10 protein-coding genes are annotated in these 10664 nt (G+C 67.9%); 5 read left to right on the top strand and 5 right to left on the bottom strand.

From position 1 onward, the window contains the following. The first annotated feature begins 133 nt into the window (after window positions 1-133). The 4 genes from BST42_RS05115 to BST42_RS05100 all read left to right on the top strand — a co-directional run bounded on the left by BST42_RS05115 (window position 134) and on the right by BST42_RS05100 (window position 3270). The gene (locus BST42_RS05115) at window positions 134-670 is read left to right on the top strand and encodes a hemophore (protein WP_083117496.1); all 537 of its coding nucleotides are present in this window, start codon (window positions 134-136) and stop codon (window positions 668-670) included. Between the two features lie 166 nt (window positions 671-836). Then, a complete protein-coding gene (locus BST42_RS05110; protein ID WP_083117495.1) occupies window positions 837-1208 on the top strand; it encodes a heme-binding protein in 372 nt (123 codons plus the stop codon). A 57-nt stretch (window positions 1209-1265) separates the two neighbouring features. Further along, window positions 1266-1934 (top strand): response regulator transcription factor, encoded by a 669-nt coding sequence (locus BST42_RS05105; RefSeq protein ID WP_170310646.1) that lies wholly within the window; start codon window positions 1266-1268, stop codon window positions 1932-1934. Between the two features lie 7 nt (window positions 1935-1941). Beyond that, window positions 1942-3270: a HAMP domain-containing sensor histidine kinase gene (locus BST42_RS05100; protein WP_083117494.1), complete on the top strand. Its 1329-nt coding sequence runs from the start codon at window positions 1942-1944 to the stop codon at window positions 3268-3270. Here the strand turns inward: BST42_RS05100 and BST42_RS05095 are convergent. Further along, window positions 3267-3644: a DUF3054 domain-containing protein gene (locus tag BST42_RS05095; protein WP_083117493.1), complete on the bottom strand. Its 378-nt coding sequence runs from the start codon at window positions 3642-3644 to the stop codon at window positions 3267-3269. The two genes, BST42_RS05100 and BST42_RS05095, sit on opposite strands and share 4 nt — an antisense overlap. A 25-nt stretch (window positions 3645-3669) precedes the next feature. Beyond that, complete coding sequence (locus BST42_RS05090; RefSeq protein ID WP_083117492.1) at window positions 3670-4854, bottom strand: lysylphosphatidylglycerol synthase transmembrane domain-containing protein; 1185 nt, start codon at window positions 4852-4854, stop codon at window positions 3670-3672. Between the two features lie 76 nt (window positions 4855-4930). On the opposite strand from BST42_RS05090, the gene BST42_RS05085 reads away from it, so the two are divergent. Continuing rightward, window positions 4931-6085, top strand: coding sequence for an AI-2E family transporter (locus BST42_RS05085; RefSeq protein ID WP_083117491.1), 1155 nt, complete (start codon window positions 4931-4933; stop codon window positions 6083-6085). Here the strand turns inward: BST42_RS05085 and mmpL3 are convergent, their stop codons facing one another. The 3 genes from mmpL3 to trmB are packed head-to-tail and all read right to left on the bottom strand — an operon-like array spanning window position 6086 to window position 10654. Next, window positions 6086-9160, bottom strand: a complete 3075-nt coding sequence (gene mmpL3 / locus BST42_RS05080) for a trehalose monomycolate exporter MmpL3 (RefSeq protein ID WP_083117490.1) — start codon at window positions 9158-9160, stop codon at window positions 6086-6088. A 49-nt stretch (window positions 9161-9209) separates the two neighbouring features. Further along, window positions 9210-9899, bottom strand: a complete 690-nt coding sequence (locus BST42_RS05075; protein ID WP_110918475.1) for an NYN domain-containing protein — start codon at window positions 9897-9899, stop codon at window positions 9210-9212. Continuing rightward, window positions 9896-10654 (bottom strand): tRNA (guanosine(46)-N7)-methyltransferase TrmB, encoded by a 759-nt coding sequence (gene trmB, locus BST42_RS05070; protein ID WP_083117488.1) that lies wholly within the window; start codon window positions 10652-10654, stop codon window positions 9896-9898. Before trmB ends, BST42_RS05075 begins: the two co-directional genes overlap by 4 nt. Between the last annotated feature and the right edge of the window lie 10 nt (window positions 10655-10664).

Raw genomic sequence — 10664 nt, 5'->3', positions numbered from 1 at the left:
GAGTGGCGGACCTGCCGTTGCCGATGGCAGGATGTCCACCGACCACACCAGGGGTCGGGGACCGTGCCGAGTCGTAGCGACGCTGCGCCGCGGCGTGACGTCATTCAAACGTCAGCGAAGTCGAGGAGTCCCCATGTCTGCGTCCACCATCTCCGCGACCGCGCCACTGCGCCGCGGGGTGTGCGCTGTGTTGGCCGCCACCGCCGCCGGCGGTGCCGCCCTGTTGGCGCTGTCGACATCGTCGGCGACCGCCGCCCCCGACCCGTGCGCGGCCAGTCAGCTCGCCAAGACGGTCGGCGCGGTGGCCACCAACACCGGGACCTATCTGGACGCGCACCCGCAGACCAATCAGGCGTTGACGACGATCTCCCAGCAGCAGGCCGGTCCGCAGACGGTGGTGGCGCTGAAGAGTTATTTCGACGCCAACCCGCAGGCCGCCAAGGACCTGCAGGCCATCCAGCAGCCACTGACGAGTATGTCCACCCAGTGCAAGTTGCCGGTGAGTCTGCCGCAGCTGCTCGGCGTGCTGCAGTCGGCTCAGACCGGCGGTCTGCCCGCACCGGCGCCGGGCGTGCTGACGGCTACGACACCGGCGCAACAGCTCTCCGGCAGCCAGGCTCCGCTGGGCAACGGCCCGCTGCCGGGCCCGGCCACGATTGGTACTCGCTGAATCGGCGCGTGCGCCGCTCCCTCATAAGCGGCCCTGAGCAGCCACATCGGAACATTCTCACGATTGGTTAAGCTCAAGGCGCGAAAGTCTGCAGCAATTCTGCTTAGCTTTCTTCTGTCAGTACCGGTTACTGGCAGTGCTTCTCCCAACGCTAAGGAGTCCGAGCATGTTGCTTAATGCCCGTCTGGCCCGTCGCGCGGTCGTCGGAGCGATCGGCACGGGCGCCGTCGCCGGCGCGATGCTGATTGGCGCGGCCCCGTCGGCGCTGGCCGATCCGCCGCCGAACTGCACCGCCGCCGACCTCGCCGGTGTGGCCGCGGGTGTGTCCGCGGCGACGTCGGCCTACCTGTTCACGCACCCGGACGTCAACGCGTTCTTCACCGGTCTGGAGGGTGCGCCGCGCGACACCATCCGGTCCGAGGTGAAGCAGTACCTGGACTACAACCCCTCGGTGAAGGCCGACCTGCAGGGCATTCGTCAGCCTTTGGTCGATCTGAAGAACCGCTGCGGTAACGCTCCTGACGTTCCTGGCGCCTAGCCCGCGGTGCGGGTAGGACAGCAGCCCGCCCAGGAAGGCGCTGGCCGCACCGTCCTGATGGTCGACGACGACCCGGACGTCCGGACTTCGGTTGCCCGCGGATTGCGGCACTCGGGGTTCGACGTCCGGGTAGCGGCGACCGGCAAGGAAGCGTTGCGGCTGTTGGCGAACGAGAATCACGACGCGTTGGTGCTCGACGTCCAGATGCCGGAGCTCGACGGTGTCGCGGTGGTAACCGCGCTGCGGGCACTGGGCAACGACATTCCGATCTGCGTACTGTCGGCGCGCGACACCGTCAACGACCGGATCGCAGGCCTGGAAGCGGGCGCCGACGACTATCTGACCAAGCCGTTCGATCTGGGCGAGCTGGTGGCCAGGCTGCATGCGCTGCTGCGGCGGGCGTCGCATTCACACGAGGGTTCCGACGCCGTGACGATCGGGCCGCTGACCATCGACACCGCCCGGCGGCTGGTGTTCGTCAACGGCGACCGGGTCGAGCTGACCAAACGCGAATTCGACCTGTTGGCGGTGCTCGCCGAGAACTCCGGTGTGGTGCTGTCCCGGCAGCGGCTCCTGGAGCTGGTGTGGGGCTACGACTTCGACGTCGACACGAACGTCGCCGACGTGTTCATCAGTTACCTGCGCCGCAAGCTCGAACGCGAGGGTGTGCCCCGGGTGATCCACACGGTGCGGGGCATCGGGTACGTCCTGCGGTCGGAGCCGTGATCCGGTCGTGAGTTCACTGGGCCAGAGCCTGTCCCTGCGCAGCCGGGTCGCACTGGCCGCCGCGGTGGCCGCCGCGATCGTGGTCGCGCTGCTGGCGGCGCTGACCTCGGTCGTGCTGGCGAACAACGATGAGGCGCAACTGGACAAGCGCCTCGACTCGATCGTCGACGCCAGCATGTACCCCGAACAGCTGCGTGATCCCAGTCGGGTGGTGACGACGGGACGATCCCGGCGTACCGGCCAGGTGATGTTCCAGCGCGGGTTCCAGTTGCCGCCGCTGCCGCCCGGGACCGCGACGGTCACCGTCAACGGCTTCGACTATCGGGTGCGGACGGTGAGCGTCGACCAGTCCGGCGGGATCCTGGTCTCGATCGGTATCCGCGCCGACAGCATCCTGTTGAGTCGCGCCCGAATTCCGCTCTACGTATTGATCGTCTGTCTCGCGGTGATGGTCGCGCTGGCGTTGGGCTGGATCCTGGCCGGCCCGGCGATCCGGCCGCTGCTGAAACTCACCGAGCAGACCAGGCGGTTGGGGACCGGCCACGATCGCCTCGATCCGGTGCACGGCTCCCGGGAGGCCGAGGACCTGTCCGAGGCGATGATCGCCATGTTGAACCGGCTCGCGGATGCCCAAGCGGCCACCACGAATTCGCTTCAGGCTGCACAGGATTTCGCGGCCAACGCCGCCCACGAACTGCGCACCCCGCTGACCGCGATGCGCGCCGATCTGGACACTCTGCGTATCCACGATTTGCCGCCCGAGGAACGCGACGAGGTGGTCGGCGATCTGGCGCGCGCGCAGCGCCGGGTGGAGGCGATCATCACTGCGCTGGGGCAGCTGGCGTCGGGGCAGCTGGCCCGCGCCGAGGACCGCGAGCCGATTGATGTCGCCGAGATGCTCGATCGGGTTGCGCGGGAGAACATCCGGTCCGGGGTGGGGGAGATCATCGTGGAGGCCGATGAGGCCGGCACGGTGTGGGGCTGGCCGGCCGGGTTGCGGTTGGCCGTGGACAACCTGGTCCGCAACGCGATCACTCACGGCGGAGCCACCCGGATCGTGCTGCGTGCCCGCCGCCAGGGCCCGCTGCTGGCCATCACCGTCGACGACAACGGCCGTGGCCTGCCGGCCGAGGAGCATCGAAAAGTGTTGGGCCGCTTCGCTCGTGGCAGCACAGCCACCGCGGGCGGTTCAGGTCTCGGCTTGGCGCTGGTGGCTCAGCAGGCCGCGCTGCACGGCGGCGATATCGAACTCTCCGACGGCCCGCTCGGCGGCTTGCGCGCCGTGTTGACGGTCTCGACGGCCCCGGAACCGCTCGCCCCGGCGGGGCAGGCTTAACCGCTGCGTTTGCGGACGACGGCGGCGACGCCGCGCCAGCCCAACAGCAGCACCGCCGTCACCACCGACGCCACGATGATGAAGCTCACCGCAACCCCCTGAGAACTGGCCTTGCGCAACAACATTCCCACCACGACGGTCGAAAGCCAGACGATCACACCGGTCGGCGCGATCGCGGTCGGTGCGCGCCAGGCCCGGGAGATCAGCCAACCGGCCAGGGTGCCGGACAGAAACGGCCATGCCGTCTCGGCGACGCCGGCAAGCGTCAAGCCCTCGGCGTGGCTGCGGCGACCGATCGCGCAGAACACCACGACGCAGACGATGTCGCCGGCCAACGCCAGTACGGCCGGGCGGGTGTCGCTACGAACTGCCATGCTCGGATTCAAGCACACCGTCGGATCAGGGCCGGGTGTCGTCGTCGTGGTCCGGGCATGGCGGCGGCACCGGACCCTGGAGCGCGGTGTCGGCCGGATCGTCGACGACACCACGGCCGCTTTCGGCTTGCGCTTCGGCTGCGGCGATCTCGTCGGCCACGGCGTCCGGGTCCAGGGGGCCTTCGGTCCGGAACAGGAAGAAGAACACCACCCAGCCGATCGTCGAGATGAAGATCCAGCTGACCAGCCGATAGATCAGCATCGCCGAGATCGCGCCGGACAGCGCCATCCCGCTGGAGACCAGGCCGGGCACCAGCACGGCCTCCACGACCAGCAGGCCGCCGGGCATCAGCGGGATCGAGCCGACCGCGCGGGCGGCGGCGTAGGCGACGGTCAGACCGGCCAGCGACGGTCTCCCGCCGGTGGCGTAGGCGGCGAAAGCCAGGCACGCCACGTCGCACACCCAGTTGAAGAACGACCAGCCGAACGCCACCCCGAGGGTGCGGCGGCTCAAGCTGACCGATTCCAGTTGGTTCAGCGTTTCGCGCCACCTGCGCAGACCGGTGTCGGTGGGCTTACCGCGTACCGAGTTGACCCAGCCCAGGACCTTGACGCCGATGCCGTCGATGAGTTCGGGCCGGGTCGCCACCGCCTGCGCGAGCAACAGCAGGGCGATGAACCCGCCGAGGGTGAACAGCAGCGAGAACGGATTGTTCTTGGCGCCCAACAGGAATGCGCCGCCGAGGCCCAGCAGCGCCAGGCCCACGACCTGCAGCGCGCCCGACATCACCAACTGCCAGGACGCGACCACCGGAGAGGCGCCCCACAGCCGCTGCTGCCGATAGACGAACGTCGCCGAGAGCACGGGACCGCCGGGCATCGTGGTGCTCAGCGCATTGCCTGCGTAGAACGCCGCTTCGGAGCGCCACTGGTGGACGATCACCCCGGCCGAACGCAACAGCGTCCGCTGGATCTGGGCGAAGCTGTGCATCGACAGCATGGCCGCGGCGGCCGCCGCCAGCACCCACCAGCCGTTCGCGGAGATCAGGCTTGTCCAGGCTTTGGCCAGTTGATCCCACACCAGGGTGGCCTCGACGACCAGCACGATCAGCGCGACGCCGAGCACCGCCCAGCGGACCCACCAGTACTTCCCGCGTACCGGGGGGCCGTGATCCTCGCGGGCGGCGTTCACCGACGCGTCGTAGGACACGCAGATCAGCGTAACGGTCCAGGCGTGTCTCGACGGTCTCCGCCTGCGGGATGTCGAGCCGGTTACGCTTGGCCGCATGCCGGCCACCCGCGTTTCGGACGACGACTCGGTCGATCCCTTCCTCCGTAAAACCGCAGCGTGGTCCTGGCGCCTGCTGGTGGTCGGGGCGGCCATCGTGGCCTTGCTGTGGGTCGTCAGCCGCCTCGAGGTCATCGTGGTTCCGGTGGCACTGGCCACCATGCTGGCCGCCCTGCTGCTGCCTGCCGTGGACTGGCTCGACCGTCGCGGAGCTCCCCGGGGCGGGGCGGTGGCCCTGATCCTGCTCGGCGGCTTCGCGATATTCGGCGGGATCCTGACTTTCGTTGTCAGCCAGTTCGTTTCGGGTCTGCCAGGCCTGGTGGAGCAGGTCACCTACAGCATCGACGGCTTGCGCCGGTGGCTCGTCGACGGCCCTGCGCACCTGAGTCGCGAACAGATCGACAACGCAGGCAACACGGCCATCAAGGCGCTGCGTGACAACCAGGAGCAGCTGACCACCGGCGCACTGTCGACGGCGGCCACCCTCACCGAGCTCGTCACCGGCGCGCTGCTGGTGCTGTTCACCCTGATCTTCCTGCTGCACGGCGGCCGCAACATCTACAGCTTCGTCACCAAGATCATTCCGTCGCACGCCCGCGAGCGGGTGCGGGACGCAGGCCGGGCCGGCTTCGGCTCGCTGATCGGCTACGTGCGGGCCACCGCGCTCGTCGCACTCGTGGACGCCGTCGGTATCGGCACCGGCCTGGCGATCATGGGCATCCCGCTGGCGCTGCCCCTGGCCTCCCTGGTCTTCCTCGGTGCGTTCATTCCCCTGGTGGGCGCCGTGGTCACCGGATTCCTCGCGGTGGTGGTAGCGCTGCTGGCCAAAGGTGTGGTCTACGCGGCGATCACGCTGGGGCTGATCATCGCGGTGCAACAGCTCGAGGCGCACATCCTGCAACCGCTGGTGATGGGGCGCGCGGTGTCGATCCACCCGCTGGCGATCGTGCTGGCCATCTCGGCCGGTGCCGTGCTGGCCGGCATCGTCGGCGCGCTGTTGTCGGTGCCGTTGGTGGCCTTCCTCAACAGCGCCATCCGGGTTCTCGTCGCCGACGACCCCGCCGAGGAGGCAGCCGAACTCGAGGAGAACGACGACGGCATCATCCTCAATGCCGAGCCCGACGTCGTCCCGCCCAAGCGCGAGCGGGACTAGCTACAAGCGACCTTCGCGGCGCAGCAGATCCGCCGCGCTGACCCCGCCACCGCTACCGCGACGGCGTTGCTCATCGCCCTCTTTCTTGCCGCGTGAGTTCAGCTTCTCGGTCGCCACCTCGGAGTCGCCCTGATCGGGTCGGCTGACCGGGATGGCGCGGGTCTCCTCGGCGCTGAGCGCGGGGGAGACGTCGTCGTTCTGCTCGCGCTGGGCCGGGATCGCTGTCGTCGCGTCCTCCGGAGCCGACATCGCCTGAGTCGGCTGTGCCGACGGCTGCTGCGGCGGAGTCGGAGTCGAGCCCGGCTGCAACGACCCCCGGCCGCTTCGCTCCTGCCCGCCGGATCCCCGCAGCTCACCCAGCCACGACTCGATCTCCCGATCCGGCGCCGGTGGCGCTGGCGGGCGGTTGGTCCTGGCCGCCGAAGCAGCGGTGTTCACCGCGTTCTTGACGGCGTTCTTGGCCACCGAGAACCTGGTCGTCGGTGCTTCGGCGATTCCCCGGTCGCTGCGCTCCTGCCCGCCGGCGGTGATTCCCCGGTCGCTGCGCTCCTGCCCGCCGGCGGTGATCTCGGTGCGGGCTTCGACCGGATCCGGCATCCGTGCGGTTCCGGCGGCCGACGGGGCTTCCTGCGGCGGCGGCGGGTTGCGGTATTCGGCGCGGCCCACCACACGCGGCATCGCGCGGCCCTCGACAGGATGGGTCGGGTCGTGCGCCGGGCGTCGGGCCCCGGCTGCCGATACCGGTGCACCGGCACCCACGAGGGCGGGATCCGGTTCCCGCACGACCGGCCGCTTGCGCTCGTCGGTCAGGTGGGTCTCGCCGAGGCCGATCCGCACCTGCAGGCGCTTCATCCAGCGCGGCGCCCACCAGCAGTCGTCTCCGAGCAGCTTCATGATGGCTGGGACCAGGAACATCCGGATGACGGTGGCGTCCAGCAGCAAAGCGATCAGCAGACCGAAGGCCAGATACTTCATCACGACCAGGTCGGAGAACGCGAATGCTGCGACCACCACGGCGAGCACCAGCGCGGCACCGGTGATGAGTCGGCCGGTGGTGGCCGTGCCGATCCGGATGGCCTCCGCGGTGGACAGGCCGCGCTCGCGGGCCTCCACCATCCGGGAGACCAGGAACACCTCATAGTCGGTGGACAGACCCCAGATGACCGCGATGATCAGGCCGATCATCGGGGCGAACAACGGCTGTGGCGTGTAATTCAACAGCCCGGAACCGTGTCCGCCCTCGACGAACATCCAGGTCAGAATGCCCATTGTGGAACCCAGCGTCAATGCGCTCATCAATGCGGCCTTGATGGGAAGCACCACCGAGCCGAACGCCAGGAACATCAGGACGGTGGTGGTGAGCACCAGGATCAACACCATCAGCGGCAGCTTGTCGAACAGCGTCAAGATGCTGTCCTGTGCCAGCGCCTGGGTACCGCCGACCAGGACCGTAGTACCCCGGGGTGGGGTCAGCGCGCGCAGCTGTTGGATCTTCTGGGGTGCGGTACTGCTGTCTATCAGGCCGTTCTGAATTACCCGCACGGACGGGTCCTTCGATCCGCCGTTCTGGGCCGAGCGCTCCTCCCACATCTTCGAGGGGTCGTCGCTGCCGGCGAAGCCGGACACCGTTTGCGCTTCGGCACGGAGATCGTCGAGCTGCTGATCGGTGACCGGCGAGCCGTTGTTGGTTTTGATGACCAGGGTCAGCGGTTCGGTGCGGAAACTGGAGAACTCTTTGTCGAACTGCTCCTGGGCGCTGCGCACCGGATTGTCCGGCGGCAGGTACTTCTCGCTGAGCCCGCCCAACGCCAGCTGCCCCATCGGGATGATGAGCAACGTCATGATGATCACGATGGGAGCGGCAAAAGCGATTGGCCGCTTCATCACCACATTGACCAGGCGGCCCCAGAATCCCTTTTCGACCTCCTCGCGGGTCTTGGTCTTCTGGGTTTTTTCGATAAACCAGTCGATGATCTTTCGCGAGAACGGCCAGTTGGCCAGGAACGGCACTCTGAGCAGAGTCCGGACCCCGAGCGCGTCGACATTGGCACCAAGAATTCCCAGGACCGCGGGCAGCACTGTGATCGACAGGAAGGCCGCAAGCAGCACCGACGCGATGATCGCGTAGGTGATCGACTTGAGGAAGCCGAGCGGGATCAGCAGAAGCGGTAGCGATGACGCCACGATGATGACCGAGGAGAACGCGACGGTGCGTCCCGATGTCATCACCGACCGCCGTACCGCCGCTTCGACGTCGTACCCTTCGGCAAGTTCCTCCCGGAACCTGCTGACCACGAACAATCCGTAGTCGATGGCGATGCCGAAGCCCATCATCGTCACGACGGGCTGGGCGAAGAAGTGCACCGGTCCGAACTCGGCGGTCAGCCGGAGGATGCCGAGCGCCCCGCCGATGGTGAGACCACCGATGATGGCGGGCAACGCGGCCGCGACGGCGCCGCCGAAGACGAAGAACAGAACGACGGCCACCAGCGGGACGATCGCGAGCTCGGCCCGTTGCTGGTCGGTGCCGATAGTCCCAGTGAGCTCGCTGGCCAGCGGATTGAGGCCGGCGAGTTGGATAGTCCCGCCGTTGATCTTCTTCAGCGCCGGCTCGATGGTTTGGTAGTTCTTCAGGATGGTGTCGTCGTCGTCGCCCTTGAGGGGGATGCTGACGAAGGTATGACGTAGATCCGCCGTCTTCATCTGATTGACGGTCGGGTCGGTGGTGTCGGGGGCTTTCAGCCAGCCGACCCAGCCCACGATCTGGTCGGGGTGGTCCTTGACCACCTGATCGAGTTCATCGGTGACCGTCTTCTGCCAGTTCTTGTCAGTCACCTTCTCGTCGCCGGGCGGCGTCAGGATGGCGACGACGTGGCTGGTGCGGTCCCGGCCGTACACCTCGTCGGCGAGCGTCGAGGCCCGCACCGACTCGCTGCCGTTGTCGTAAAAACCGCTCTGGGTGACGTGCTTACCCAAGGAGGCCCCGTATACGGCGCCACCGAGGCACAGCGCGACCATGACCCCGATCACGATGTATCGATATCGATACACAGTTCGACCCCACCAGGCGAACACCTAAGCTCCTAACCAAATCTTCTGCGACCTGCGCATCGGTTTCTCCTACTCAGACGCGCGATGTCAGTAATGAGGACAGCGGCCGGAACGGTTGTAGCCATGCCCCCTGCTCTGGGAGCGAATCTAGGCCGATTCGCGGCAGCGGCTCTCGGAAAACACCAGGAATGTCCTCCAGGTCGACAAACTCCAAGGTATCCGACGCTAACGCCCAGCTGGCATGTTCGCGAAATCCGAGCACGTAGGCGGGGGTGCCCGACTTGGCGATTTCCTCCAGCGGCGCGCGAAAGGCCTGCCCGTCGGCCGAGGCGACCAGGACGGCGGCCAGGCCCTCTGTGCGACGCAGCTCGATGTGGGCCAACATGTCGGAGTCGACGTCGCTGTCCTCGTCGATCTTGGGTTTGGCGAACACGGCGAAACCTACATTGCGCAGCGCTTCCACCCAGGGGCGAACGACGTCCGCGCTGCCGGGCGCGATGTTGGTGAATACTGTCGCCTCCGGTTCCACCGAGATGTCCGGGTGGCCGGCCGACAGTTCGGCGGTGCGGTTCAGGAGCCAGCGGCCCAGCGCGTCGAATCGCGGCCGGTGTGCGGCGGTCGGTCGACCGCCGAGGATCGAACCCAGCCCCATGTCCAGGTTGGGCGCGTCCCAGACCAGAAGTACCCGCTGAATCGGCGGACTCACCGGCTGATCCCCGCTGTCCGGCAGCGCGGGTGCTGTTGCGTCTTCGATCACACTCATCGCTGCCTCACCCAGAGGAGTTCGGCCACCGCGCTGCCCGCCTCAGCGGCCTTCGTCTCGTATTTGGTCCTCGGACGTTGCACCGAGATCGGCAGCTCGTCGCCGGGCTGCGCGCGACGCAGCAGCGGTTCGGCATCGCCTGCCTCGGCGATCTGCTCGGCGTAGCCCGCGTGGTCGGTCGCGGCGTGCAGCACACCGCCCGGCCGCAGCCGGTCGGCGATCAGCGAGATCGTGGTCGGCTGCAGCAGTCGGCGCTTGTGGTGCCGTGACTTCGGCCACGGGTCGGGGAAGAACACCCGTACCCCGGTCAGCGAGCCCGTGCCGAACATATTCTCCAGGACGTCGACGGCGTCGCCGCGGACCAGCCGGATGTTGGATACACCTTCGCGGCCGACCGCGCTGAGCAGCTGAGCCAGCCCACGTTTGTAGACTTCGGCCGCCACGACGTCGATGTCCGGCTCGGCCATCGCCATCGCCAGCGTCGAGGTGCCGGTTCCGCAGCCGATCTCGAGGACGACGGGCGCCTGCCTGCCGAACCACGCGGTGGTGTCCAGCAGGCCCGCGGGATCCTCGCCCTCGCGTGCCATAGTGCCCATCTCGGGCCACAGCCGGTCCCACGCGTCCTGCTGCGACTCGGTCAGCGTCGAGCGCCGCGAACGGAAGCTGGTGATCCGTGGATAGGGATGCGCCGGCCAGGCATCGGGCGTGGCTGAGCCACCGTGGCGCTGCGCATGCATCCGTCCATGGTCGCTCATGAACAGAGGT

This window comes from Mycolicibacterium rhodesiae (assembly GCF_002086695.1).
GTDB lineage: Bacteria > Actinomycetota > Actinomycetes > Mycobacteriales > Mycobacteriaceae > Mycobacterium > Mycobacterium rhodesiae.
Note: the sequence above shows the minus strand (reverse complement) of the source record. Positions and strands in the feature narration are given on the sequence as shown.

Coding starts and splice junctions, on each gene's coding strand:
- BST42_RS05095 (WP_083117493.1), bottom strand. CDS start 3,644: ATGGCAGTTCGTAGCGACACCCGCCCGGCCGTACTGGCGTTGGCCGGC.
- trmB (WP_083117488.1), bottom strand. CDS start 10,654: ATGAGCGACCATGGACGGATGCATGCGCAGCGCCACGGTGGCTCAGCC.
- BST42_RS05075 (WP_110918475.1), bottom strand. CDS start 9,899: ATGAGTGTGATCGAAGACGCAACAGCACCCGCGCTGCCGGACAGCGGG.
- BST42_RS05115 (WP_083117496.1), top strand. CDS start 134: ATGTCTGCGTCCACCATCTCCGCGACCGCGCCACTGCGCCGCGGGGTG.
- BST42_RS05085 (WP_083117491.1), top strand. CDS start 4,931: ATGCCGGCCACCCGCGTTTCGGACGACGACTCGGTCGATCCCTTCCTC.
- BST42_RS05110 (WP_083117495.1), top strand. CDS start 837: ATGTTGCTTAATGCCCGTCTGGCCCGTCGCGCGGTCGTCGGAGCGATC.
- BST42_RS05105 (WP_170310646.1), top strand. CDS start 1,266: ATGGTCGACGACGACCCGGACGTCCGGACTTCGGTTGCCCGCGGATTG.